Genomic DNA, 26,411 nt, shown 5'->3' on the forward strand with positions numbered 1-26,411 from the left:
AAATGAGAAAAAGGCTCCCCGACACAGGCAGCCTCTTTCTATTTACTTCATAATCGCTTTCACCAATGCCTTACATCTTTCAAATCGCTCTTCATAATCCCCACTTACAATGACATAGTCAACGCCAGCTTCATCAAACATTTTCTTTAACTTACGGTTATTTTCTTCTCGAATGGACTGATCTCCGTGAACACGTATACCATCGTTCACCCAGGCCACATCGGGCTCCAAATAAATATGTAAATCGTACTCTTGTAACTTTGCCACCTCAGTTAGGATATCTAGCCTTTTCCCGACATATAGCTCCGAATAATACTGGGTAACAATCGCTTCAGTGTCGATAAAAAGTACTTTATTTGCTGTCCGTGTTTGCATACGTTCATGATATTTATGCTCAAACGCAATTTCATGGTAATCACTTTCTAGCGTAATCGACATGGAATCTTTGAATTTGTCATAATATGTACGACCGTATTCCTCAACATATGACGTATTATACACGCGTGCTAGATTTCGAACGAGCGTTGACTTCCCACTACTCTCCGTCCCAATGACAGCAACCTTTTTCACAAAATAGGGGCGAACTTCTTGGGGAATCATATGCCAATGAACGTAAGGCCCTTCATCCCTGATCTTTGTTGCCGAAATATCAAATAGCTCCCGATCATTATCAAGCACGATATGTTCAGCGTCTGGATACAACTCATTAAAGTATTCATTATAACTACTCTCAGAACTGAAGACCGTATCGATTACTTTCCCTACACACGCTTTAATCGCTTTCGCGCCTGCCGTCCAATCTTCAAATTTCCCTGTTTGCTTTTCTTCAACACTATGTACAAATACATGATCCAAATCAGCCGTAATTTCGCTCCACCAACGAAGTCGTTGAACCGCTGAAATTGGTTTCATTCCTGTCCCTTCAAAGACTTCTTTCTCATATTCTTCATCATATGAAACAACGACATGTAATTCGTCGACGATTGTTGAAGCCATCACCATCGCATTCACATGCCCTAAATGTACCGGTAAAAATTTTCCACCGTACATCCCAATTCTACGTTTCGCTGTCATCTTTCCTGCCCCCCAGAATACTTTCATATGAGTCCAATACTACAAGGTCTTGCACTAATAAGAAAAGCGCAAGCCCCTTGGTAGCCCCGACACTTGCTGGCCTACTTCGTGTGGGACCAGGGGCTATGCGTTCGAGTCTAGACACTGCTCCAGATGAAAAACTTATAGTTTTGTATCTTTAAAGAAAACCACCTAGTGATAGGCGGTATCTGAACAACTTCCGGTTCATTGTTCTTCCCATTCTCTTAAACGTTTTTTCACTTCAGCTTCCAGATCTTCAAGCTTCATTAAATGATTTTCCTGGTCAGGCTGCATTTGAAACCAGTTCACTTCCTCGTCTTTATAATGTCCTTGGTATTCTTTTCCGTCCAACGTCAACTCGAAATGTAACGTTTCGTATTGTGTATCTTCAAATATTTCTTTCCGCACATTAAAATTTTCGATCATAACATCGCCTCCATTTAGTTAATTCTTTTTACAGTTTGCCATTCCTATCATGCACATTTATCAGCGATTTCTTACTTGAATCATGAAATTCATTTCACATCGTAGCATTTGTCAGCTTTGCGATTGTCTTCGAAGATAACTTGACCCCTATCGAAACCTGTAGTCCGAAAATCGATAGCTAATAAAATGATGCTTCTTACTAAACTTGCTATAACGTTTACTATATTCGTTGTCAGGTATATAGTTGTATAATTAACCAAATGGGGGTTTTATTATGAGCAACAGTTTTTCCGACAAATTCAAAGGCGCTGTAAACAAAGTAAAAGGCGAAGTGAAAGACAAATTCGATACGGCAATGGATAACGACAAGGTCGATAAGTTTAAAGGGCAAGCACAGGATAAATTTGGCGAAGTGAAAAACAAAATCGGTACCGCAATGGACAATGACAAGGTTGACAAATTTAAAGGGCAAGCGCAGGACAAATTTGGCGAAGTGAAAAACAAAATCGGTACCGCAATGGACAGCGATAAGGTCGACAAGTTTAAAGGGCAAGCACAAGATAAGTTCGGTGAACTGAAAGACAAGTTTACTAATAAAAAGTAACATTGGAAGATCCACACTAAAAGTACGTTATCTAACGCAAAAAACTGATTCGTAAAAAGCAGTGCCTTTGTTCCCGTTACATGAAGTAAGGTACTTCTTTTTCGATCAATTTTTATCAGGTAAGAAAAGCCCTAGAGTCTAGACACTACTTCAATTGAAAAACGTATAATTTCTTATCTTTTCCCCAAAACCAGTAATCCTTCAGCCGTTAAAACCATAATAGGTAATCATGTGCACTGTCATTTCAGCGTACACGATTACCTTTTTATGTGTGCAAACCTTCAAAGCCACGTATCGGAATTCGATCTTCCTCTAATCGGATCTCGTCTAACGAAACTTCAATTATATATTCAAACTTCCCGTAAGCTTGCACGTCGACCTTCTCTTTGACAAAAGAATTATTTGTCACAAGCGCAACTTTACCAGTCTTTTCATTGTATCCTTCTAAAGAAAATCGATAGCCTGCGATCATTGCATACGGAACGATTTCATACGCATCCTCCAATTCCCTAATGGAAACTGGTTTAATGAAAATCTGTTTTTCCCCATTTTTCCTTACGAACCCATTCTCCATGTCTAAAGGATTTTCCGATTGTAAGTAGTATTGTCGTTGATAGGAAATTAGTTCAAACTCTTTGTTTCCCCATACAGCAAAACGTCCTTTTCTTATCACTTCATCTCCCCCACTAGTTATATTATATATCCATTATACATAATAGATTGAAAATTGTGTATACATTTTTCGTCATATTTCAACAAAAAAACCTGGTAGAATTACACATAAAAAAGCTGGTTTTTCACTATATATGTTGAATTAAAGAATCCCATTGAATCTACTGTGGCGCTCAATAAGGAGAGAGTTTTAATTCACGGTGTGGATTGTAGAACGCTTGGCGCTTTGGGGTCGCGCCTGCGCTAGGGTGTTCATTATCGAGAGAAATGTGATTTTAAGATTTATATGCCGAGATTATACTGTGATTACTAGTTGATACTACTAATAGTCAAGAAAGACGCACTCTAGGTTGCAGATTCCATCACAGCTAATGAAATGCTCTTTCTCACATAAGACTATCCAGCGAAGGCGCGACTTCGTGGTAGCCGGAGCGATAAGACTAAGGAGGGATGCAGTTCAATCCCTCCCATGGGATCTTCTTTCTGGCTTATCGCGGGAGGCATCCACAAAGCGTCGAAGCGGTATTAGTGGGAATCCTAATTCATTCCAAGTACAACGGCTTTTTCAGTGGCCACTCAAAAGCCCTTGTAAAGCGCATACGCCGTATTCATTTGTTCAACATATATAGTTTTTCATCGCACTGATTACTCCACTTTCATTCTAACGCTGTGAATTGGTTTTGAGTATCTATGAATGGCGCAATCCCTCCAACTTTTATCCCATCATAATAAACCCGTGATTACTGTTCTGAGAATGCCATACAAGTACAAGCATTAAAAATCGGTTCTTCACCATTCAAAAATAACTTAAAATAAAAACATCAACAAAGAAACAACTGCCTATTACAGAAAACGCTATATCGAACAAAGTAAATTCCCTCAATCCCTAAAAAAAAGCAGTGTCCATTCACTTATTGTGAATGGGCACTGCTTTTTAATCTATTTTCATCAGATCCAGCGGTGTAATAATTCCAAGTAGTTTCTCTTCCGGTCTTCCACTTTCCGTAATGAGAAGTGCCTCAAGACGTTTTCCTTCAGCAACAGACTTTTTAAAATATTCCTCCGCTTCATAAACAGAAAGATCCATTCTTATAAATCGATACGTGTTTTTTTGTTTTTCATGGGAATAAATGTCGAGAAGCGTCGGCATTTCCCGGGAAATTATTTCATCTGTCATATTATCTGCAAGCCAATACGTAATGCCTGTCGCAGTAACAAGCCCAATGAATTTATTGCTCTGATAAATTGGTATCTGATTGAACTTTTTTTCCCGGATTAGTTTCAATCCGTAGGCAAGTGTATCAGTAGCTTGTAATATATGGACTTTTCGTAAAAACATATCACCGACTGTAACAGGTTTCGAAAGTTCTCGGTCAATGTATTCAATTAGTTCCACAATATCATCATGTGGTTCTGCAATTGCATATTCAATATCAGTCCGATTATGGACAATTGCATTGCGTAAATCACCACATTCCCGCAAATCCCGCTCAAATTTCCGAATAACCGCATTCAAATGCTTGGATTTATCAATCAATCGCTGGAAAGACATATAGCTGCTTAAGCCACTTATTTTTTCCAAAGATTTTTCAATACGGTTAAATGCGAATATGAAGCGATCTGAATTGCGTGTAGTCATCTAGAACCCCTCCCTTTCAGAATAATTCGTCTTTATACGAATTATACCACAAAGGGTTATTTACACTGTTGTTTTTGCCGCATTCCGTTTCGACATAAATACTCCGAATACGATTAAGATGACGATTAGTATCACTGTCAGACCCGAACTCATCCATAAATCCGACAGTTCAGAGTTCGAATCGAACCAATAGGATGCATACATCGACAATTTCCATGGTGATACTGTCCAATAGGTACCGATAAGCGAATCTATAATTTGGTAGACAAGTGTAATTAGAATCGCTAGGCCCGCCGCCCCACCTGTCGGAAGCCATGCGCTTAGCGCTAAAACAACAGTGACAACGAAGACGAGCCATAAACTATACGTCGCAACAAAAGCAAATATTGCCCCTGCATCTACATGGTTAAAAAGGATTTCAATATAATACCAGGCAGCCAAAATGCCGAGCCAGACGCTTCCAAGTACAATCCCATTAACGACCAGCCACTTACTTAAAAAGTAATTTCGAAATGACATTGGGCGAACATATAGTAATGTGGCCGTTCCATTTTTCCGCTCTCCTGAAATCGTCCCCATGAAAGCAAGAATTATAACGAGAATACCGATCATTTGATATTGCCCCAGCAATGACTGGAAGATATCCTCTCCTTTGAACTCTGGCCATAAGAATTCAGCTTCTTCTGGCATATTACCTACACTTCTCATAATTTCAGGCAAAAAATGATTCGTTACGGGCTCCAAAATACCGAATATAATAAAGACGAGAGGAATCCATAACATTTTGAAATTCCGTGTATGTTCACGCCATTCTTTCTGCAATAACACACTAAATCCATTCATTAGACCACCGCCACTTTCATGAAGATATCTTCAAGGCTCGCCGTCTGCAGTTCCACTTTTCTCACTAAGAACTTGCCTTCGGTTAACATGGATAGGACCGATGACATTTCAGCTTCTTCCAACCGAACGTCAATCGAAACAACCAACCCTTTTGATGTCACTTGCCATGCAGTTGCTTCCATAAAGCGCTGCAACTCTTGCATCCCTTCGAATTCAATGACGATTCGCGGTTCCGCATAGCGCGCACGTACTTCATCAAGTGAACCGTGTTCGACAAGTTTCCCATGCCGTAAGAACAGCAACTGGTCTGTCATTTCTTCAGCGTCATTTAAAATATGAGTTGAATATAAAATCGTCGTTTTTCTTTGCAAGTCTTTCAACAAATCCATCACTTGACGGCGCCCAACTGGATCAAGTGCAGATACCGGCTCATCGAGTAAAAGTAGTTTTGGTTTATGGACAATTGCCTGCGCAAGCCCCAGACGCTGTTTCATTCCTCCGGAAAAAGTGCCCGTCTTTTTGTTCATCGCTTCGCCTAGGCCTACAAATTCCAAGGTCTTTTTCGCTTCTATTCTTGCTTGTTTTGTTTCCACCCCACTTAGTCGTGCAGCCATTTCAGTAAATTCAAGTGCAGATAGCCAAGGAAAGAACTTTGGATATTGTGGAAGAAATCCGATAATCGAACGGATATCCTGCTTTGCAGCACCCTGGAACTGTATTGATCCGCTTGTTGGCGAGACTAACCCTGCAAGCATAGACAGTGTCGTAGTTTTTCCAGCTCCATTTGGCCCTATCAAAGCCGTTGCTGTATGTTCTTCAAGTTCGAACGAGACAGCATCCACTACATGATTATTGATATATTTCTTCGTCAAATTATCCACTTGAAGTAAATTTGTCATACTTGCCGCCTCCCAAAGATAAAGTACAGTATTGATCCAATCAAATTGCCAAGAACAATGATGAAAATCCACATGATAAATGGACCGTTCGTCCGTCTATGGCGAATAACATCAACGAGTGCAACAATCATCAAAATGAATTGAAGTACAATCAATGGCATAAGAAGATTCCAAGGAATACTCGCGAGCTCAGACATAAACTTCACACCCTTTCTAACTATTAATGGTAAATTCAGTATACCACGACTGTTATACGTTGTATATAACAGAAATACCGAAATAGTTATGATGCTAAAGAAGCTTATCAGTGCCACTCGAAACAACTCACTTGACGGTATATAAAAAAACTACCCAGTCACTAGGTAGTTTTCAATCAAATCTTGATTTAATTTAATCTTCTTTCCACTCTTTAATACGTTTTTTCACTTCAACTTCCAAATCTTCAAGCTTCATCTCATGATTTTCTTGATCAGGCTGCATTTGAAACCAGCTCACTTCATTCTCTTTATAATGACCTTGATATTCCTTACTGTCCAACGTCAATTCGAAGTGTAATGTTTCATTTGGCGTATCTTCAAATATTTCTTTCCTCACATTAAATTTACCAATCATCTCTTCATCTCCTCCATTTCGCTCATGTAGAACTTCTTCCTCCCCGCCCTAAGCACTTTCAGGCTTATATTCCCTCAAAGAAAAGGGGGGATTTCATGCCACTGTATTTGTAGATGTTGATTGTTTTGCTACAGCTTTTCTGTTTGCTGGAGATAAAACACGTTCCAGCCATCCCATAAAGAGGTCCGCGATGACCGCCATTAATGCGGTTGGAATTGCTCCGGCCAAAATAATGGATGCTCCATCTGTCACATTCGTCCCTCGAATAATAATGGAGCCGAGTCCTCCACCACCGATAAAAGCTCCAATTGTTGCCACACCAATTGCAATAACAAGAGCGGTCCGCAAACCTGCCATGATAACTGATAACGATAGCGGAAGTTCTACCATGAAGAGCATCTGCGTCCGTGTCATCCCCATTGCACGACCAGCTTCTAAAATAGGTTTTTCTACACTTTTTATACCTGTATACGTATTTTTTATAATAGGCAGCAAAGAGTACAAAAATAAACTCATAACAACTGTGTTCGGTCCAAGACCCATCGCAAGCATTAGAACAGCAAGCATTGCAAGGGCTGGAATAGTTTGAATAATATTCGTTACCGATAACACCCATCCACTCAATTTACCGTATCGGGCAATAAGAATACCCACTGGAATACCAACAAGCGCCGCGAACAGGACTCCGTATGCAGACATAAGGAAATGCCTGACAAACTGATCCCACACATACGTGCCATTCACTGTGTAGTATGACCAAAGTTCTTGTAACGTTTCCATTCATTCACCCCCGTAATTCAGTTGAAGTAATTGTTTTCTTCCAAAAATTCTTGCGCCACGATTGCAGGTTCTTTTTTATTAACATCCGCCTCGTAATTTAAACGTGTCATTGTTTCTCCGTCTATTTTACCTGCAAGTTTCTTCAGGATTATATCAATTTCTGGGTGCTGTTCGATTACATCTTTTCGCGTCACAGGTGAACATTCATAAGGCGGAAAAAACTTCTTGTCGTCTTCAAGCGTCTTCAAATTAAATGCTTTCAAACGTCCGTCAGTACTATAGGCCAAAACGACATCCATCTTACCACTATTCACCGCTTGGTAGACGAGCCCCAGAGACATGGGCAATGCTTCTCCGAATGTAAATCCATATGTATCAACGAATCCTTCATAGCCATCTCCTGCCCTGTTCAACCATGAGTTGTCTACACCCAGCGTTAAATCATCAGCTATCTTTTCTATATCCGAGACAGTTTCAAGTCCTTCTTTTTCAGCAAGGTCGGCTGTTACTGTGAGCGCATACGTATTTTGGAACCCGTATGAATCGTACCAAACCTGGTCAAATCGTTTATCAAACTCTTCCTGGACCAGCGTCATTGCCTCTTCTGGATCTGCTAGGGGCTCTACTTCTAAAATACTCGACATATCAGTACCCGTGTAGCGTGCAGCTGTAATATCTACTTGCCCGCTCGTCAACGCCTGGTGCTGGATGATTGAAGTTCCTAAATTTTCCACCATTTCAACATTCAAATCTGTTTCTTTTTCAATCATAAGTCGAATCATATGACCCAGTGTCGATGTTTCCGTACTTGTAAGTGTTGCAATTCGAATTGTGTCATTACCTCCTCCGAGGCCTGGAAGTGAACAACCCCCTATCAGCAGGCTGGTGGCCAATAATGGAAGTACTATTCTTTTCATACTTTTTCTGAACACTCTTTTTCCCTCCTTAAGAAACCACTTTTCTGCTTTCTTTAAGTCCTTTTGGCGTAGCGAAGGATTCAAAACGACCGAGCAGGAAATCGACTAGTAGCGCAAGCAACGTAACTGGTATCGCCCCACCAATAATCAAGTCTGTCCTAAATAGATTCAGACCATCAAAGATAAAGTCCCCAAGCCCACCTCCACCAATGAATGATGCAAGTGTTGCCCATCCAATAAGGTAGACTGCAGACAGCCTTACACCAGCCATAATAACAGGAATTGCCAGAGGAAGTTCAACGTTCATCGTACGTTCAAACGCCGTCATTCCCATTCCCCTACCTGCCTCCACGAGATCTTGATTGACCTCTTTCACACCGATAAACGTATTTCTAAGGATTGGCAACATCGAATAAAGGAATAAAGCAACAATTGCGGGTGTTTTCCCGATTCCCAGAAGTGGTATGAAGAACGCAAGAATCGCAAGACTAGGGAATGTCTGGATAACTCCAACTACTCCCAATACAAAACCAGCAATCTTCGGCACTTTTGTAAGCATTATTCCAATTGGTACTGCAACAAGGATTCCAAGAAAAAGTGCAATAAATGATATATACAGATGTTCCCAAGTCTTCGTTGCCAACTGGCTTCCATACTCAGAGAAAAAATCAATAAATCCGTTCATTCAAAAACCTCCTTTACACCTGACCAAGTGTCTGCTCTTCGCTTTCTCCCCAAATGGAATCATAAACGATATCCACAAGGTTCGTTCTTGTAATCAAGCCGACCAAACGCCGATCTTCATCGACAACAGCTACGTATTTTAATCCACGTATAAGAATATTTCGCGTTGCTTCACGAAGAAGCGTATCTTCCTGAACGACGGTCAATTCCGTAGACATGACTTCCTTGACCTGCGTTTCCATATTGCGGCCCCTGTCTATCATCTCGACATTGAGCAGACCTTTCAGTACATTGTTTTCATCAACGACAAGTAGCGAATCCACACGGCGCTCACGCATAAGCTGAACTGCTTGAGACAGTGTCCCTTCCGTTTTGAAGGAGACGGGGTTCGGGTTCATAATTTGTCCCACCGTCTGTATACGTTGTTGAGCTTGCAAAAGACGGTCTTTACCGATGAAATCCTCTACGAATTCATTGGCCGGATCTCTTAAAATTTCGTCTGGAGTTCCCATTTGAACAATTTTTCCGTCTTTCATAATTACAATGCGATCTGCGAGCTTAATTGCTTCATCCATATCGTGCGTGACAAAAATAATTGTTTTACCAAGTGTCCTTTGAAGATGTTTGAATTCCGCCTGTAACGAATCGCGGGTAATCGGATCTAGCGCACCAAAAGGCTCGTCCATAAGGATAAGGGGAGGATCAGCTGCTAATGCACGAAGTACACCGATACGCTGTTGCTGACCTCCACTTAGTTCATGGGGGTAGCGATCAAGGAATTCTTTAGGCATATTGACAAGTTCGATTAACTCATCAGCCTTATTGTTTCGCTCATCAACCGACTTCTTCATAAGCCGCGGGACAAGTGCAATATTTTCTCGAATGGTCATGTGGGGGAAGAGACCAATTTGTTGAATGACATAGCCAATTGAACGTCGCAATTGCACGATGTTCTTTTCCATAATATTTTCTCCATTGATCAATATTTTACCCTCTGTGGGTTTAACTAATCGATTGATCATCTTCATAGTTGTCGTCTTTCCACAACCACTCGGACCGATAAAGACGATAAATTCACCTGCATTGATATGTAAATCTAAGTTATCTACAGCTTTTTTACCTCCAGCATAAATCTTTGACACATTTTTAAATTCAAGCACACATTTCGCCCCCTATGATTAAACTGTTCAACCATCTTTATACGTATTCTGAGCAGATACCTATTTCTATGGGCTACCCTTTTTCATCACTTTTCAAACATGATTATGACGGTTTGTTAATATCTCTCAATTATCACCGATATAACATTTAAAGAGGAGGTTGTGCCATGCTTGGAATATGGCAGGCGACAGGAATGAATGTCATCCGCAATATGACTATGCAAAACAATCAAGTAATGCGGTCGATGGAGCGATTGTCTTCAGGTATGCGCATAAACAGAGCTGCAGATGATCCAGCAGGCCTTGCAATTTCAGAGAAAATGCGTGCGCAAATCCGAGGTCTATCGATGGCGGGACGCAACATCCAAGACGGTATTTCCCTATTTCAAACAGCTGAAGGTGCTTTAAATGAAACACACGCTATACTGCAACGGATGCGTGAACTAAGCGTACAGGCTGCCAATGGAACAGTGACAGATTCCGATCGTGAAGCCCTCTCTCTAGAATTTGTAGAACTAAAAAAGGAAATCACTCGTATTTCAAAAGATACAGAGTTCAATACATTGCCACTGTTAGACGGTTCACGCTCTTCCTTGAAGATTCAAGCTGGGGCGAATGCCGGCCAATCAATTGAATTTTTCATTGGTGATATGAGTGCAGAGACAATCGGTTTGTCTGACGCATCGATTTCAACCCAATCCAAGGCCAATGATGCAATTGGATTACTCGACAATGCAATTAAAAACGTATCCTCAGAACGCTCTAGAATAGGTGCCTATACAAACCGGCTTGAACATGCTTACAACAATACACTCGTCATGGAAGAAAACTTAATCGCAGCCGAATCCCGCATAAGAGATGTCGACATCGCAAAGGAAATGATGGCACTCACGAAAGCAAACATTCTACTTCAGGCCGGTCAATACGTACTCGCTATGCACATGCAACAAGCCCAGTCCGTACTACAGCTATTAAAACAATAAAAAGGCAATCGTGTTGTCTTATCGACATGCACAATTGCCTTTTTATGTGTATAAACCATCAAATCCAAGTATAGGAACCCGATCTTCCTCAATTACAATATCTTCAAGAAGTATTTCTATTATGTATTGAAATTCCCCATAAGGACGTACTTCGATCCGTTCTTTGACAAATGGATTGTTTGTTACCAAAGCAACTTTCCCAGTCTTTTCATCATATCCTTCTACTGCAAAACGGTAGCCTTCAATCATCCCATATGGAATGACTTCATACGCATCCTCTAATTCCTCGACGGAAATAGTCTTAATATAAACATGGTTAGATCCATTCTTCACGAACCCGTTCCTCAAGTCTAAAGGATCCGCCGATTGCAAATAGTATTGTCGTTGATAAGAAGCCAGTTCAAACTCCCTTTTATCCCATAAAGCAAATCGACCTTTTCTAATCATCCCATCTCCTCCCACTATTTTGTATCTACCTATATTATATGTAATATATCGAAGGTTGGGTACATAAGTTTAGTCACCTTTTTATACAATAAATTAGACCTTTTGAACCTATTCTGAACAAATACCATTGAGTATTATTTTTTTCTCCCATGTTTAATGTTTTTTCATGCAGGGTATCTATTACCTAACAAGAATAAAAAGGAGGCTTTACAATGACAAACGGTAGTTTCTCAGACAAAGTCAAAGGGACAGTAAACAAAGTGAAAGGTGAAACAAAGGATCAGATAGGCAATGCCACAAATGATCCTTCACTACAAGCTGAAGGTAAGTTTGATAAGTTAAAAGGCGAAGCGCAAAAGAAAATCGGAGAACTAAAAGATAAAGTTTCCGATAATAACAATCGATAATCTTTAAAAAGTAAGTCATCTATCAAACAGTGATAGCTATAAGTCCATACCTGTTAAGAAATTGGAATAAGTGTATCAATATGCATCATTCTTTTGATTATATGACTGTATGTCCCCCTTTTTTAGACGGAGGGGGCTTTTTAATTTGTTGAGGTAGTGTGAAATTATTAAGGCGTGAATGTAAATTTTGCGAAACTAATAGGGTAACCGTAATAACAACTATTTAAGTTGAAATAAAGATCCCCTTGTAAGGCGCCTCCGCTTAGTTTATTTAGGTATTCATTTGTTCAACATATATATAAATAGTACGGCTGTTTGCAATGGGTAAACAGCCGTCTTCTGCCACTCATAAGTTTCTTGTATTGAGGCGTGGGACCGTACCGTCATTATCGATCATTTGTTGGTTTCCACCCTGACCATCCAATGGTTCTCCGCTCAGGCCACGTTCTGTACTACTATCCATCTCATCCAGTGCCTTACTTTTAACGAATAGAGCAACGCCACCATTTTTAACTTCATTGTAATAGCCCCTTGATTGCTGTTCTGAAAACCCCATGCGTGAAAAAGCATTCAGAATGGGTTCTTCACCGCCCAAAAACAGTTTAAAACGATCTAACCAATTATCATCTGCTGTACCGAGGAGTTCGGCATCGGTCTGTCCCCGAAGCATTGAAATATTATCTTCTTCATTGGTAACAACATACATATCACTTTCATCATAGCCTTGCACTTTCAATTCTGTAATTTTATATAAAACTGTATCAATGGAATGAAATGTACCGATATACTTCTTGTTTTCCATTTTACAAAATTCCTCCTTTTCGATGATATTGCCTTTGTTTCTTATTGTACCCGTCCAAACCATTAAGAAACGCACTGCTCCATCAAATCGGATGTTTAGTTTCTGTAAAAGAGTGAATAACATAAGGACAAGAGAATATTCCACGGCAAACTCGAAGATGAAAGGAGTCTGTTTTTGATGACTAACAAAAAAGTATTTACTGAACGTGACCGAAAGGATGCTGAAGGACCATACATGGATAATCCCGAAAACCTCCGAACTGATAAGGAAAGCATTTACGATATGCATGAAGATATGAAGACTGTCGACTCTATTCCTCTGGAAGATTTAAAATTGGAAGAACGGGAAGAGAAACATCATCACGATTCCAAAAGTAATTCATCCAGCGAAGAGAAATTCCGCGGCTCTGGACTTAAAAAACAGTAAAAAACTGTACCCCATTCATATAATGTGATTGGGGTACAGTTTTGGTTTATGGACAATCGCCTACGTAATAATAGCTGTTTCATTCCCCCGGAAAAAGTATCCGTCTTTTCGTTCATCGCTTCTCCTAGACCGACAAATTCCTATGTATTTTTTGCTTGCCTTATGACACCTGCTTAGCCACGCAACCATTTCTGTAAATTCAAATGCAGATAGCCGAGGAATACTTGAGAGTTCAACCGTTAATTTCACAATTTTTCTATTTGTTAATGGTAAATATAGTATAGCAATTTCACACGTGTGTTGATTAACCAGTAAAGTACTGCTTATTTTTGTGATGAAACACTAAGCACTCTATGTACAGGTGCTTTTGAATTACTTTGGATTGAAAGTTCAACGCAAAAAAACGGCAACAAAAATCGTTACCGTCAATGTACTTCAAAATTATTAATGTCCTAGATAAGCCTTTTTTATCGTATCATCTTGCAGCAGCTCTTTCGCGTTACCACTCGCGACCACTTTACCTGTCTCAAGCACATAGCCATAGTCCGCAACTTTTAAAGCCTGACGTGCATTTTGTTCAACCAGCAAAACAGTCGTTCCTGCTTCATTAATCTCTTTAATTATTTTAAAGATATCTGCAACGATTAATGGGGCCAGTCCCATCGATGGTTCATCAAGTAAAAGTAACTTGGGCTTAGACATAATTACTCGCGCAATCGCCAGCATTTGTTGTTGGCCGCCTGAAAGTGTACCTCCTAGCTGAGATTGTCTTTCCCTCAGTATTGGAAATCGATCCATCGCCTTTTCAAGATCAGCATTCACTTCAGCGTCATTTCGATGATACGCTCCCATTTCTAAGTTTTCTAAAACGGTCATGGAAGCTAAAATACCTCGTCCTTCTGGAACTAAAGCTAACCCTTTTCTTAAAAGCTGATCAGGTCGTTGTCCAGTTACATCCTTACCCAAATAATGAATACTACCTTCTTTCGGTTTCAATAAACCTGCAATCGTATTCATCATCGTTGTTTTCCCCGCACCGTTTGCACCGAGGATGGTTACTATCGTCCCCTCCTCAACCGTTACATCAACGCTTTTCAATGCCTGAATCTTATCGTAAAAAGTACTGACATTCTGTAGTTTAAGCAAGCTCATCTTCCTCCTCAACCCCGAGGTAGGCTTCAATTACTTCTTTATTGTTTTGAATACTGCTCGGTGTACCTTCCGCAATTTTCTTTCCAAAGTTCAATACCACAATACGGCTACAAATCCGCATAACAAGTGGCATATCATGTTCAATTAATAAAATAGTTATATTTAGCGCTTGAATTTTCTTGATCAAATCAAACAAATCATTTGTCTCTTTTTCATTCATTCCAGCAGCTGGCTCGTCAAGAAGCAATAATTTAGGTCGACTTGCCAAAGCTCTTGCAATTTCTAATCTACGTTGTTGACCGTAAGCAAGGTTTTTCGCAATCGTTTGACTGTATTCTGACAATCCAACAATTTCTAGAATCTCATCCGAGCTTTTCAGAACATTTTCCTCTTCTTGCTTTTGATATTTCGTCCGAAACACACTTTGCAAAACACCAGTAGTGAGACGACAGTGATTTCCTACCATTACATTTTCGCGAACAGTTAACTCTGAAAAGAGTCTGATGTTTTGGAATGTACGACAAATGCCCTGTTTCGTAATTTCATGCGGTTTCAAACCTGCAAGCGACTGTCCTGTAAATTCTATCTCACCAGAACTAGGAGGAAACATGGCGGTAATCATATTAAACATTGTTGTTTTCCCAGCACCATTTGGCCCTATCAAGCCAAGCACTTCTCCTTGTTCTATTGAAAAAGAAACATCTGTCAATGCTTGAATCCCACCAAAGTTTTTACTTATCTTTTTTATTTCCAGTACCATGTTTTCCCTCCTTCTTCTTTAATCTTGGACGTTTAATCCAATTGACGACATTCATATCAATGAGCCCCTGTGGCCGGAACGCCATCATCAATACAAGGAGTGCACCGTAAATCATGAAACGATACTCGCTGATAACACGCAAAAACTCTGGCATTGTTGAAAGGAAAATAGCACCGAATATCGGTCCCCAAATAACTTCACTTCCTCCAAATATAGCAAAGATCAGAATTTCAACAGCACGATGATAATCGAAATCTGATGGACTAATATAAGCCGTTAAATGTGCATATAATGCACCTGCAAATCCAGCAAGTAGCGCTCCTTGACCGAATGCTAGAATCTTATAGTATGTAATGTTAATACCCATTGCTTCCGATGCCTCTTCATCCATTTTAATAGAAGCAAATGCACGCCCAATTCTAGAATTACTTTGTCTAATAAAGAACCAAATAACGCCAAAGCTAATCATCAGTAATACAAGAAAAACTGCTAAACTTATAAATTGGTTATTTTTCAATCCAATCATTTCCGGACTAAAACCTAAACTGTTACTAAAACTCAAAATCTCTCGCCCAAGATGAGGGATACCCCGAATCCCAATAGCACCGTTTGTTAAACCTTCCCAATTGATAAACAGTACTCGAATGACCTCCCCAAACCCAAGCGTCGCAATCGCAAGATATACGCCTTGTAACCTTAGGGCAGGAAAACCAATTAACACGCCAATAAAACCTGTAAATACAGCTGCAATAATAATACCGAGTATTAGAGGTACATTATAATTAAGCGTTAAAATAGCCGACGTGTATGCACCTATACTCATGAATCCTGCATGCCCCAGTGACAATTGCCCTGTTCCAAGTGTTATGTAAATACTAACACCAAGGATAATATTCAATAAAATAAAAGTTGCAACTTGCAAATAATATGGGTTTATTAATTCGCTTAACATATAATCACCCCCTTGATTTCGATGTTGCCGTACCGAAAAGTCCTTGTGGTCTCACAATTAAAATAATGATAATAGCTAAAAACGCTATCGCATCACGATAGCCTGAATTTCCATAAGCTACTAAAAACGTTTCAGAAAGCCCTAATATTAACCCGCCCGCCATCGCACCACGAACGTTTCCTAAACCACCAAGAATGATAATAGCTAAACCTTTTAATCCGAATGATAAACCCATTTGTGGATTAACTGAGTTGAATGCAATCCCAACTAGAATTCCAGCAATTCCACCCATTGCAGATGCAATAATAACTGTTTGTGTAATCATCCTTTTCGTATTAACACCCAGTAGGCTTGCAACAGCTAAATTTTCCGCACTTGCACGTAATGCCTTGCCTGCCTTTGTTTTCGATAGCCAAAATGTGAGTCCAAACATTAATAGAATCGCAATAATGAAGATAAGAATTTGGACATAATAGACGGTTGTTGAACCAATCGTAATGTTCAACTCTGAAAAACTTGTCCGAAATGGATGATTTCCAGCTCCAAAAAAGTGATGAGCAGCATTTTCAAGAAAAATAGATACCCCAATCGTACTGATAAGCGGAGCAAGATGGGACACGCCCTCTTTACCTCTCAGTGGTCTTAATGCAAAACGCTCAAGGAAATAACCTAATATACCTGTAACAATAATTGCGACCAAAAAGGCCACGTATAATGGTAAACCTAAACTATTCGTTACAATAACGCCCATAAATGCACCAAACATAAAAATTTCCCCATGCCCCATATTGACAATGTTAAGGACACCAAACACCAACGTATAACCGAGGGCAACAACAACATAAATACTACCCAATGTAAGACCATTTATTAATTGTTCAATTAGCAATGTGCACCCTCCTTATCCATTCTCAACTTTTTTAAATAGTCAAATAGAAATGCAATCAGGCTGCAAACATCTCAACCTGATTGCCAATCATTTATTCGAACACTACATACTCATTACCTTCAATAATTAATACAGTTGGTTCCATGACAATATCTCCGTCTTCATCAAATGACATTGTGCCCAATACACCTTTAAAATCCTTGAGTGTTGCTAACGCATCGCGAATTTCATCGCGGTCAGCTACACCTGCATTTTTAACCGCTTCAGCCATTAGATACAATCCATCATAAGCTTGTGCAGCAAACTGATCTGGTTCAACTCCATATGCTTCTGTATAGTTTTTAACAAAGTTCTTTACTTTTTCGTCATCCTTTTGAGCAAACCACGGTGTCGCAACGATTAAACCATTGGATGCATCTCCAGCAATTTTGATAACTTCCGGTGAGTTGAATCCATTCCCACCCACAAATGGAACATCAAGCCCCATTTTTCTAGCTTGGTCTAAAATTACCGCACCTTCATTATACAAAGCAGATGCAAGAATCAAATCCGGGTTCAAGTTCTTTATTTTCGTCAATTGTGCTTTATAATCGGATTGACCTAACTGGAATGTTTCTGTCGTAACGACCTCCAGATTTAAGTCTTCTGCTACTTTTTTCATTACATCGTAACCCGCTTTTGTAAATACATCGTCATTTCCATATAAAATCGCTACTTTTTTAACATCATATTTTTCAATTGCTTTTTGTACTGACGCTGGAATCGCTAGTGTCTCAGGGATTGAGTTTCTAAATACATAATCCCCAAGTTGAGGAATCCCCTCAGCCGTATTTGAAGTCCCCATGATTGGAACACCATTTAAATCTGCTTCAGGTCCAACAACAAACATTTCTGTACTAAGCGTAGGCCCAATAATTGCATCGACATTATCTGAGTTCATCAATTTCTGTGCAGCTGATAATGCTTCTTCTTGTTTACCAGCTGAGTCTTCAATCTTTAATTCCAGGTCAACTTCCCCTGCTTCTTTAAGTTCTTTATTGGCCAGTTTCAAGCCATTCGTAATTGCTTCTCCATAACCAGCTCCTGGTCCAGTTAAATAAGAAATGACACCTATTTTAGCCTTTACCGGGCCATCTGCTCCTGTTTCTTTGTCGCCCGCATCCTTCGTATCGGTTCCACAAGCTGTCAGCACAACTAGCGTGAACATCATCAAGACTGAAAATAGCAGTTTTATTCTCTTATTCATTTAATCCCATCCCCTTTAATAGTTAAAAATAGTGATAATTCTAAATATACACCACTATTTAGTTAATTGGAATATCAAATAAAAAATCCTCCCTATAAAAAAGGGAGGATTCCATTATTCATCTATTTCTTCAAGCCGAGGCATTGCCGACAATGCGCCCGATTTTGTTGCACAGAGTGCACCGAGTTTATTGCCAAAGGAAATATAGTCAATCCACTCATCGCGGGTTTTTGGTTTCCCTTTCAATTGGATTTGGCGAAGAATTCCTGCAATGAATGCATCGCCTGCTCCCGTCGTATCGACAGCTATGATGGGTTCAACGCCTACATGTGTTATGCTGCCGTCAATGACAGCAAACGTACCGAGCTCACCCGCGGTGACGAGTATTACAGGAATCCGATAAGGTGCTAACTTGAGGATTCCATCTTTCAACGTATCTGTCTCCGTTAGGAAAAAAAGCTCCTCTTCGGTCAGTTTCAGCAGATTGGTGTTCTCAACAAATGACATGATTGTTTCACGGCAAAGCGCTTCATTCTCCCACCTTAGCGGGCGGATATTTGCGTCTAATGACAAAGGCACTCCAAACTTATTAGCAAGACGTACCGCTTCCCGCGTCGTTTGTAGGGCTGTTAAATGAAACATTGTGCCCGAACAAATATGCAATACGGAAGCATCTTGAAATGCCTCTATAGACAAATCAGTAGTTTCTACTTGGATATCAGGCGTCTCATCGATATATGTATGAAAAATACGGTCGTTGTCATCCGTCAAATGGACATACACGCCACTCACCCGTTTGTCATTCTCCAGTTTAGCAAACGTCAAGTCGACGCCTTCTTTCCTCAATTCATTCCGAACAAACTGGGAAGTTTCGTCATCTCCTGTCACGGTGATGAATGCGGACGAAGCGCCAAGCCTAGAAATACCCGCTGCCACATTGACCGTTGCTCCGCCAAGAAACGTCGTGAATGTTGAATTGGACTGGTCTTCCGCTATATAATCGACGAATGCATCGCCGTAAATTAAAACATGTTTTTTATTCGCATCAATCATGAATGTACACCCTATCACTTTATTTTTCCCAATCGTATCATGGAACACGATTTACAGGAAGAGTACGGAAATATATAGTTTTAGATGTTGAAATAAAGAATTTCTTCCAATCCCCTTCGGCGCTTTCGGAACACGCCTGTTGATTAACCAAAAGTAACTAGTGAATAACATGATCACCTACTGGGCGCTACGTATATAATTTACTTTGGATTGAATGACTTCTATACGATTACCGAGATGTCTGGATATGTAGGGATGCGACAGGCAACTATTCGCAATAGGATTGCTGAAAAGAGTGTCGTGATAATTTCGCCGAAAGCGAACCGGAAATGATCCAGTGAAAACGGATTTTTCCAAGCCCTACTCACCAGTATTTTATACAAACAAATAGTTATTCAACAGACGTGACTTTATAATCGAATCATTACACCCCACAATTTAAATTCATGTTAGTTGTCTGACCTCTGACCTGTAATTCTTTCCCTAATCGTGGTATACTGTTTGGATGGAACGGGAGGATTTTCTTATGAAACAATGGATTTATCCACTACTTATCATCTTTGCAGCAAGCTGTTATGGTATTCTTTCAACAATTATTAAACTCGCGATTCAAGATGGTTACACTGCTGCTGAAGCAGTAACGAGCCAATACTTTGTCGGTTTTTTCATAGCTCTACTTATCTTCGTCTTTGTACGACGTAAAGTCCCAAAGTTTGGCGGTGGTGTGACACTCCTTCTTGCAGGGTTATTTACTGCAACGACTGGTACGGTATACGGCCAAGCCATTGAATACATGCCTGCTTCTCTTGCGGTTGTTATGCTATTCCAATTCACTTGGGTAGGAATGCTGTTCGACTGTATCGCGAAACGACGCCTTCCAAAACGGATTGAAGTCATTTCACTTCTTTTCCTTTTCGGCGGTACAATTCTTGCAGCCGGTATTATCGATGCAGATCTTAGCGGAATTCCTTGGCAAGGTTGGGCATGGGGAATGGCTTCAGCTGTCAGCTTTGCATCATTCGTTATGATTAATTCACGACAAGTTGAAGGAATGGATACGGAAACGCGTCTACTGTTCACATCGTTTTTCGCAGCAATTGCAATCTTCTTTTTCCAATCGCCCGAAATCGTCTGGAACGGTACGTTGTTTAACGAAAATTTATGGGTATACGGTTTGATCCTAGGATTGTTCGGGATTGTCATTCCGATTTACCTCTTCTCAATTGCAGTACCGAAAGTTGGGACTGCGATGACATCGATTTTAAGCGCAGCAGAACTTCCCGTTGCTGTCACCGCGTCCGTTATTTTATTGAGCGAAGCGCTGACAATTTTCCAAGTAATTGGTATTATTATTATCGTAATTGGTATGACGTTACCGACCATTGCGCAGAGAAGATTGAAATACAACTGATAGTTTCAACAGCCCACTGCACTTGCAGGTGGGTTGTTTTCTTTACAACAGTTAGTATTTGATATAATAGAGGATGTAGAAGGAGGTTTTTAATAATGGACATAACAATTCGACAAGCACAACCGACTGATGCCGAACAGGCTGCACCGCTTATTATCGACGCAATCGGTGATATCGCTAAAAGAATGACAGGCGAAACAGAATGGGACAAGGTAGAGCAGGAACTATGCGTACTTTTCAAGCGTGAGGATAACCGACACTCCCATCTCTATACATATATTGCCGAGCTGGATGGAAAAGTAGCAGGTATTATGGTGTTGTATGCAGGCGCAGATGCCCCTGAACTCGATCGAAATTTAAGTGAGTGGCTTGCTAAAAAAGGTGCTACTAACTCTGAAGTCGAAGCGGAATCGTTAGCTGACGAACTTTACATCGATACAGTTTGTATTGATCCTGCATTTCGCGGTAAAGGAATCGGTACGGAGTTGTTTGAGTACGCAGAAGAAGTCGCGAAACAAAAATACAGTGCAAAGCTTTCTTTAAACGTCGAAACACAAAAAGAACCAGCTATTCGTCTATACAAACGGCTGGGTTATGAAATCGTCTCACCCTGGACAATCATTGGTGAACCTTTTCATCATATGGTGAAAATTGTTTAACTAAGAACAGCGCTGGAGTCTAGACACCACTCCAGATAAAAACTTATATTTTCTTTTACATGTGTTGATTAACCAAAAACAACCAGTAAATAACTAAATCCAACACTAGGCGCTTCGTGTACAATTACTTTGGATCGCTTTGGATTGAACGACCTCTATACGATTAACGAGATATCTTGATGTGTAGGAATACGACTTCGTCGCATCCCTACACATTTTTTTCGGTAATCGTATGGTGCTTATTCATCCGTCGCTCTCCAAATGTATACGTACACGAAGTGCTAAAACTTTTTGGGACGAAAGAATAGCGGGGCTTCTTAGCTGGATAATAGCCACCAAAGATTCAATTTTGGCGGCTGAAGCCTTCTCCATAGTCTTGTCTTTTTTAGTTAAGAAAGAGTCACTTTCTTATAGTCCATCGCATGATAAGGTGCATACTCTTTACTAATAGTAAGCAAGGAACACCTTGTACAAAGTACTAAAGTGCCCGAAATTGTATCTTCGGGCACTTACAACCTTTCTAAAGAGTCATCTAATCTTTTTTTCAAAAGTAGCTGTATTTTTCACTTAAACGTTGTAGGAACGCGACAGGCAACTAATCGTAACAGAATTACTGAAAAGAGTGTGGCTAGGAATGACGAAGTCATTTCTAGCCACACTCTCCCCTCGGTAAAGTTGTCATGACTATTTCGCTGAAAGCGGACCGGAAATGATCAAGTGAAAATGGTGTTTTTCAAGCCTTTCTTACCTGCTCTTAATGCAAGAAAGTGGTTAATCAACAGACGTGACTTTCTTTCACTATACAAACCGCCCTTTCGTTTTCTATCCATTAGAAATCAAAAAGGCGGTTTTCTTTATTTACTTTCTTGCTCTTTTACGAAAGTAACAAACTTATCAACGACTAAATCCAAAAACTTGAGTGTGCCTTCGTCTGTCAGATAACCATCTTGGAACTTTTGTCCGGCTGAGCCAATGAATATTTCATTTCCCGCAGGAGGCAGTGTAGTTGCTTGGATACTCCCTAATACTTGTCGCAAGTGCAATTGTGCTCTAACCGTCCCTAACACTCCTTGAGAAACTCCCATCGGCAATACCGGTTTACCTGCTATCGGCTTGTCCACTCTGGATAGCCATTCCAATGCATTTTTCAAAACGCCCGACATGGACCAGTTGAATTCAGGTGTGCTAATGAATACAGCATCCGCATCAGCAACCATTTTCTTGTAGTTTTGTACTTTCTCAGAAGGTGACTTTTCCTCATCCTCATTGTAGAACGGCAAATTTCCGATATCCGCAATTTCTATTTCGAAAAGGTGACTGTATCTCTTTTCAATCGTTTTTACTAACTGCATGTTGAATGAATCTTTTCGTAAACTCCCGACAATCGCTACAATTTTCATCAAGTTCTCTCCTCTTTTTTACATATTCCATTCTTTAACATGTATTCTACACGATACCTACGATTCACATCTATCATTCGACTCAACTTTGCAAATTAAATTTCTTCCCTGAAAACTTTTTAGTGTTTCTAAGGGTAAGTATAGTAAGAGCAACAAAATACCGTTGTTTTGGAAGGAGTGAAACCCGAGTGGAGATAGAAAAATTGATACGAAACATACAGACCGGTGACAAAGACTCGTTTCGCGAATTTTACGAAGCATATGCAGACTACGCAATTCGAACGGCTTCTGCTATTACGCGCAACCGTGAAATGGCCAAAGATGCGGTACAAGAAACGTTCATCCGCGTCTATCGGCAAATCGGTAGCTACAACCCTGAATTGCCCTTTGACCCGTGGTTTTACCGGATTTTAATGAATGAATGTCTTCGTTACCTAAAGAAAGAGTCCCCTCTTTCAAAATTTGAACATCCCGACTTGGAAAATGACCCATCTCTTGCCGAAGAATCTTTCAATCAGCTATCCGATTTATACGATACGATTCAATCGCTTGATGACATACATCGAATTCCAATCATATTAAAGTATGTGAAGGGCTTTACCGAAAAAGAAATTGCGGACATTCTAGGGTTAAATCACAATACAGTAAAGTCACGGTTGTTTAAAGGTAGAAAACGACTAAAAGAACAGTTAGACCCGACGAATAAGGAGGAGGGATCACAATGAGTAACTTCGACGAACGAGCAAAAGAGGCTCTCGATAAACGGACTGAGCAAGAAACGCTTGGTCTAAAAGATGAAATATGGAACGGTCTAGAAAAAGAACTATTCAGCGAAGAGAACGTTAACAGAGGAGATGTGAAGAAAATGAAAAAGAAAAATCGTGTAATTCCAATTATCATTACAACTGCCGCCGCCCTTGTCATCGCATTCAGTTTACAAACCGATACAGGAATGGCATTCATGAAAGGTATTAAAGACATGTTCGTCCCAGAAAAGGAAATTACTCAAAGCATTGAAGGACAGGACGAAAAAACCGATGTTAATTTAAATGAAGGTGGAAACTCCGAGTACATCATCTATGTCGATGAAACACGCTATAAAATGATCAATGGCGATAAAGCAGACGTCATTACAACAATTGAACCCCTTCCAGAAAAGTACCCGGAAGTGACAATGGAAATTAAACAAGTAGCTGATCAGAAACCCGAAGATCTCGTTAAAAAGTTTGAAGCCGAGTTAAAGAAAGACTTCCCGGAGCTAAGAGCAGTCGAAACAGTGACAGAACCAGTTGAAGGTTATTTATTACACGGATTGAACGGTAGCGATTGGGATGCTAAAGTTGTTCATGCCTATGTCATCAGCAACGGCAAAGACGGTAGCTACATCATTACAGAAAACTATTTCCTCGAAGCTGCGGAAGGCCACGGAGCAAGGTTCCACCATATGTTGGAGAGCTTTGAGATCGTAGAATAATAACTTTTTTTTGAGCGGGCCGTCAAGAGACGGTCTTTTTTTTTTGAACGCTTGCATATATTTCACCATACCGTTTTGGTGGTTGGCCCCCTCTGAATTCCTAAATAGATATTGCATCGATATATTTTTCATGCTAAGCTAATTATCAAATCGTAATGATTACGATTTGATAAAGGAATCTGCAATACAAAAACTAAAGGGAGACTATGCTTTGAAAAACAAAAAAAGTTATTCTATATTCCTACTCATACTAACTGTAATTTTACTCTCGGCTTGCTTCGATAAAAAGGACGGCAATGTCCCGACCTCCAAAGCTAAGTCTACTAATGACCTTGTCTTTGCAAGTACAAAAGATATTCGAGACATTAACCCGCATCTCTATGCAGGTGAAATGCCAGCCCAAAACATTGTATTTGAATCTCTGGTAATTAATACGGATGAAGGGATAAAACCTGCCTTAGCTGAAAACTGGGATATTTCGGAGGATGGTTTAACATATACTTTCTATCTAAGGCAAGGAGTTGTCTTTACAGATGGTGAGCCATTTAATGCGGAAGTTGTAAAGATGAATGTAGATGCTGTAGTAGAAAATATTGAAAAAAATGCATGGCTGAATCTTGTGGCTGAAATCCAAGAAACAAAAGCTGTGGATAGGTATACATTCCAGTTAACACTGAAGAATCCTTATTATCCTACGCTAGAAGAACTCGGCCTGACTCGCCCCTTTCGGTTTATTTCACCCAAAAGTTTTATCGCCGGAACAACAGCTAATGGAGTTAGTAGCTATGCAGGTACAGGTCCTTATGTGTTGACAGAGCATAAAAAAAATCAATATGCCGTATTTACGGAGAATGACAACTACTGGGGCGATAAGCCGAAAATAAAATCCATTAAATGGAAAGTGATGCCCGATCACCAAACCATACTTCTAGCCTTGGAAAAAGGTGAAATCGACCTACTATTTGGTTCCGATGGAGATATGGTAGATAACGATTCTTTCAAGGCGCTTTCTGAGCAAGACAAATACAGCACCGCTGTTAGCCGTCCAGTCGGTTCTCGAGCAATTGTCTTAAATTCACAAAAACCGATTACAAAAGATCCAATAGTTCGCGAAGCATTCCAATCTGCGATTAACAAACAAATGATTGCAGAGGGAATTCTAAATGGGGCTGAGCAAGTAGCCGATACCCTTCTTGCACCATCTGTCCCCTATGCAGATGTGAACTTAATAAAACAAGAATATAGTGAAGACAGAGCAAATGAATTGCTAACAAAAGCCGGCTGGAAAATAGGTAAAGATGGGTATCGATATAAAGATGGAAATAAACTTGAGATTACAATTTACTATAACTCCGATAACGCTCAGGAACGTACAATCAGTGAATCAATGCAGAATGATTTAAAACAAGTTGGTGCCAGTCTTAAAATCATTGGAGAAGAGAAACAAGCCTATTTTGACCGACAAAAAACAGGAGATTTCGATTTAATGTATTCTCTATCATGGGGACTGCCTTATGATCCACAAACTTATGTATCGTCTTGGCGAGTGCCTTCTCATGCCGATTATCAAGCACAAGTAGGGCTTGAGAAAAAGGAATGGCTGGATCAAGTCATCACTGATCTTATGAGTGAACAAAGCGAAGATAATCGTAAGCAAATGTATAAGGATATCTTAACGTATATTCACTCCGAGAATATTTATATACCATTAACCTATTCTGTAACAAAGGCCGTTCATACTAAGGCGCTAAAAGGAGTTGATTTTAATGTCTCACAGTACGAAATTCCTTTTGAAAAAATGTACTTCGAAGAATAAAATCAAACGATCCTTTGATAGATAAATGTATTGAAATAAAGTATCCCATTTAAGGCGCTACAGCGCTCTGGGATGCCTCCCGCCCTAAGCCAAGCACTTTCGCTCAGTTTATATAGATATAGAATTCTCACCGATTATGCTTTTATAGACAGAGAATTGGCCGGGGATTTTACTTGATAAAATATCTTGTTAGGAGAAATATC

Annotated in this window: 30 protein-coding genes; 9 read left to right on the forward strand and 21 right to left on the reverse strand. The window is 40.0% G+C overall.

Features of this window, described 5'->3' with window-relative positions; genetic code table 11:
• Positions 1–42: 42 nt before the first annotated feature.
• Positions 43–1,074, reverse strand: a complete 1,032-nt coding sequence (gene nadR / locus MKX62_RS06585) for a multifunctional transcriptional regulator/nicotinamide-nucleotide adenylyltransferase/ribosylnicotinamide kinase NadR (protein ID WP_340741075.1) — start codon at positions 1,072–1,074, stop codon at positions 43–45.
• A gap of 225 nt (positions 1,075–1,299) precedes the next feature.
• Complete coding sequence (locus MKX62_RS06590) at positions 1,300–1,521, reverse strand: hypothetical protein (RefSeq protein ID WP_067213630.1); 222 nt, start codon at positions 1,519–1,521, stop codon at positions 1,300–1,302.
• Between the two features lie 274 nt (positions 1,522–1,795).
• On the opposite strand from MKX62_RS06590, the gene MKX62_RS06595 reads away from it, so the two are divergent.
• Positions 1,796–2,125: a hypothetical protein gene (locus MKX62_RS06595; protein ID WP_067213631.1), complete on the forward strand. Its 330-nt coding sequence runs from the start codon at positions 1,796–1,798 to the stop codon at positions 2,123–2,125.
• Positions 2,126–2,390: 265 nt separating this feature from the next.
• On the opposite strand, the gene MKX62_RS06600 is transcribed toward MKX62_RS06595, so the two are convergent.
• The 10 genes from MKX62_RS06600 to MKX62_RS06645 form a co-directional block, all read right to left on the reverse strand.
• Positions 2,391–2,798, reverse strand: coding sequence for a hypothetical protein (locus MKX62_RS06600; protein ID WP_067213632.1), 408 nt, complete (start codon positions 2,796–2,798; stop codon positions 2,391–2,393).
• Between the two features lie 933 nt (positions 2,799–3,731).
• On the reverse strand, positions 3,732–4,436 hold the full coding sequence (locus MKX62_RS06605; protein WP_340741076.1) for a CBS domain-containing protein: 705 nt from the start codon (positions 4,434–4,436) through the stop codon (positions 3,732–3,734).
• Between the two features lie 60 nt (positions 4,437–4,496).
• A complete protein-coding gene (locus tag MKX62_RS06610) occupies positions 4,497–5,279 on the reverse strand; it encodes an ABC transporter permease (RefSeq protein WP_340741077.1) in 783 nt (260 codons plus the stop codon).
• Positions 5,279–6,178, reverse strand: a complete 900-nt coding sequence (locus tag MKX62_RS06615) for an ABC transporter ATP-binding protein (RefSeq protein WP_187046177.1) — start codon at positions 6,176–6,178, stop codon at positions 5,279–5,281. The genes MKX62_RS06610 and MKX62_RS06615 overlap by 1 nt, the downstream gene beginning before the upstream one ends.
• The gene (locus MKX62_RS06620; RefSeq protein ID WP_067213636.1) at positions 6,175–6,375 is read right to left on the reverse strand and encodes a PLDc N-terminal domain-containing protein; all 201 of its coding nucleotides are present in this window, start codon (positions 6,373–6,375) and stop codon (positions 6,175–6,177) included. The genes MKX62_RS06615 and MKX62_RS06620 overlap by 4 nt, the downstream gene beginning before the upstream one ends.
• 193 nt (positions 6,376–6,568) lie before the next feature.
• Positions 6,569–6,790, reverse strand: coding sequence for a hypothetical protein (locus MKX62_RS06625; protein ID WP_067213637.1), 222 nt, complete (start codon positions 6,788–6,790; stop codon positions 6,569–6,571).
• 93 nt (positions 6,791–6,883) lie between these two features.
• On the reverse strand, positions 6,884–7,570 hold the full coding sequence (locus tag MKX62_RS06630; protein ID WP_067213638.1) for an ABC transporter permease: 687 nt from the start codon (positions 7,568–7,570) through the stop codon (positions 6,884–6,886).
• A 17-nt stretch (positions 7,571–7,587) separates the two neighbouring features.
• A complete protein-coding gene (locus MKX62_RS06635) occupies positions 7,588–8,487 on the reverse strand; it encodes an osmoprotectant ABC transporter substrate-binding protein (RefSeq protein ID WP_187048026.1) in 900 nt (299 codons plus the stop codon).
• Positions 8,488–8,515: 28 nt separating this feature from the next.
• A complete protein-coding gene (locus MKX62_RS06640) occupies positions 8,516–9,172 on the reverse strand; it encodes an ABC transporter permease (protein ID WP_067213639.1) in 657 nt (218 codons plus the stop codon).
• Between the two features lie 13 nt (positions 9,173–9,185).
• A complete protein-coding gene (locus MKX62_RS06645; protein ID WP_067213640.1) occupies positions 9,186–10,331 on the reverse strand; it encodes a betaine/proline/choline family ABC transporter ATP-binding protein in 1,146 nt (381 codons plus the stop codon).
• A gap of 167 nt (positions 10,332–10,498) precedes the next feature.
• On the opposite strand from MKX62_RS06645, the gene MKX62_RS06650 reads away from it, so the two are divergent.
• Positions 10,499–11,314, forward strand: a complete 816-nt coding sequence (locus tag MKX62_RS06650) for a flagellin N-terminal helical domain-containing protein (protein WP_067213641.1) — start codon at positions 10,499–10,501, stop codon at positions 11,312–11,314.
• A 42-nt stretch (positions 11,315–11,356) separates the two neighbouring features.
• Here MKX62_RS06650 and MKX62_RS06655 read toward each other — a convergent pair whose 3' ends face one another.
• Positions 11,357–11,761 carry a hypothetical protein gene (locus MKX62_RS06655; protein WP_340741078.1) on the reverse strand — a complete coding sequence of 135 codons (405 nt, stop codon included), beginning with the start codon at positions 11,759–11,761 and terminating at the stop codon, positions 11,357–11,359.
• Positions 11,762–11,973: 212 nt separating this feature from the next.
• Between MKX62_RS06655 and MKX62_RS06660 the strand changes: the two genes are divergently transcribed.
• A complete protein-coding gene (locus tag MKX62_RS06660; RefSeq protein ID WP_067213643.1) occupies positions 11,974–12,168 on the forward strand; it encodes a CsbD family protein in 195 nt (64 codons plus the stop codon).
• A 346-nt stretch (positions 12,169–12,514) separates the two neighbouring features.
• Here MKX62_RS06660 and MKX62_RS06665 read toward each other — a convergent pair whose 3' ends face one another.
• Positions 12,515–12,970 carry a general stress protein gene (locus MKX62_RS06665; protein ID WP_067213644.1) on the reverse strand — a complete coding sequence of 152 codons (456 nt, stop codon included), beginning with the start codon at positions 12,968–12,970 and terminating at the stop codon, positions 12,515–12,517.
• Between the two features lie 177 nt (positions 12,971–13,147).
• Here MKX62_RS06665 and MKX62_RS06670 point away from each other — a divergent pair, with 177 nt between their 5' ends.
• Complete coding sequence (locus MKX62_RS06670; RefSeq protein WP_067213645.1) at positions 13,148–13,396, forward strand: hypothetical protein; 249 nt, start codon at positions 13,148–13,150, stop codon at positions 13,394–13,396.
• A 444-nt stretch (positions 13,397–13,840) separates the two neighbouring features.
• Here MKX62_RS06670 and MKX62_RS06675 read toward each other — a convergent pair whose 3' ends face one another.
• The 6 genes from MKX62_RS06675 to MKX62_RS06700 all read right to left on the reverse strand — a co-directional run bounded on the left by MKX62_RS06675 (position 13,841) and on the right by MKX62_RS06700 (position 19,448).
• The gene (locus tag MKX62_RS06675) at positions 13,841–14,542 is read right to left on the reverse strand and encodes an ABC transporter ATP-binding protein (RefSeq protein WP_338654628.1); all 702 of its coding nucleotides are present in this window, start codon (positions 14,540–14,542) and stop codon (positions 13,841–13,843) included.
• A complete protein-coding gene (locus tag MKX62_RS06680; protein ID WP_067213647.1) occupies positions 14,535–15,308 on the reverse strand; it encodes an ABC transporter ATP-binding protein in 774 nt (257 codons plus the stop codon). The genes MKX62_RS06675 and MKX62_RS06680 overlap by 8 nt, the downstream gene beginning before the upstream one ends.
• The gene (locus MKX62_RS06685; RefSeq protein ID WP_067213648.1) at positions 15,280–16,260 is read right to left on the reverse strand and encodes a branched-chain amino acid ABC transporter permease; all 981 of its coding nucleotides are present in this window, start codon (positions 16,258–16,260) and stop codon (positions 15,280–15,282) included. The genes MKX62_RS06680 and MKX62_RS06685 overlap by 29 nt, the downstream gene beginning before the upstream one ends.
• A gap of 4 nt (positions 16,261–16,264) precedes the next feature.
• The gene (locus tag MKX62_RS06690) at positions 16,265–17,149 is read right to left on the reverse strand and encodes a branched-chain amino acid ABC transporter permease (protein WP_067213649.1); all 885 of its coding nucleotides are present in this window, start codon (positions 17,147–17,149) and stop codon (positions 16,265–16,267) included.
• A 91-nt stretch (positions 17,150–17,240) separates the two neighbouring features.
• A complete protein-coding gene (locus MKX62_RS06695; protein WP_067213650.1) occupies positions 17,241–18,395 on the reverse strand; it encodes an ABC transporter substrate-binding protein in 1,155 nt (384 codons plus the stop codon).
• A gap of 114 nt (positions 18,396–18,509) precedes the next feature.
• On the reverse strand, positions 18,510–19,448 hold the full coding sequence (locus MKX62_RS06700; protein WP_340741079.1) for a carbohydrate kinase family protein: 939 nt from the start codon (positions 19,446–19,448) through the stop codon (positions 18,510–18,512).
• Between the two features lie 526 nt (positions 19,449–19,974).
• Here MKX62_RS06700 and MKX62_RS06705 point away from each other — a divergent pair.
• The gene (locus MKX62_RS06705; protein ID WP_340741080.1) at positions 19,975–20,859 is read left to right on the forward strand and encodes a DMT family transporter; all 885 of its coding nucleotides are present in this window, start codon (positions 19,975–19,977) and stop codon (positions 20,857–20,859) included.
• 95 nt (positions 20,860–20,954) lie between these two features.
• The gene (locus MKX62_RS06710; protein WP_338654613.1) at positions 20,955–21,518 is read left to right on the forward strand and encodes a GNAT family N-acetyltransferase; all 564 of its coding nucleotides are present in this window, start codon (positions 20,955–20,957) and stop codon (positions 21,516–21,518) included.
• Between the two features lie 854 nt (positions 21,519–22,372).
• Here MKX62_RS06710 and MKX62_RS06715 read toward each other — a convergent pair.
• Entirely contained in the window at positions 22,373–22,918 is a 546-nt protein-coding gene (locus MKX62_RS06715; protein WP_340742556.1) for an NADPH-dependent FMN reductase, read from the reverse strand.
• A 188-nt stretch (positions 22,919–23,106) separates the two neighbouring features.
• On the opposite strand from MKX62_RS06715, the gene MKX62_RS06720 reads away from it, so the two are divergent.
• The 3 genes from MKX62_RS06720 (at position 23,107) to nikA (ending at position 26,208) form a co-directional block, all read left to right on the forward strand.
• Positions 23,107–23,643 (forward strand): RNA polymerase sigma factor, encoded by a 537-nt coding sequence (locus tag MKX62_RS06720; RefSeq protein WP_231885741.1) that lies wholly within the window; start codon positions 23,107–23,109, stop codon positions 23,641–23,643.
• On the forward strand, positions 23,640–24,392 hold the full coding sequence (locus MKX62_RS06725) for a hypothetical protein (protein WP_067213655.1): 753 nt from the start codon (positions 23,640–23,642) through the stop codon (positions 24,390–24,392). The genes MKX62_RS06720 and MKX62_RS06725 overlap by 4 nt, the downstream gene beginning before the upstream one ends.
• A gap of 211 nt (positions 24,393–24,603) precedes the next feature.
• Entirely contained in the window at positions 24,604–26,208 is a 1,605-nt protein-coding gene (gene nikA, locus MKX62_RS06730; protein ID WP_338654609.1) for a nickel ABC transporter substrate-binding protein, read from the forward strand.
• Positions 26,209–26,411: the final 203 nt, after the last annotated feature.

Source organism: Sporosarcina sp. FSL K6-5500 (genome assembly GCF_038005665.1).
GTDB classification, from domain to species: domain Bacteria; phylum Bacillota; class Bacilli; order Bacillales_A; family Planococcaceae; genus Sporosarcina; species Sporosarcina psychrophila.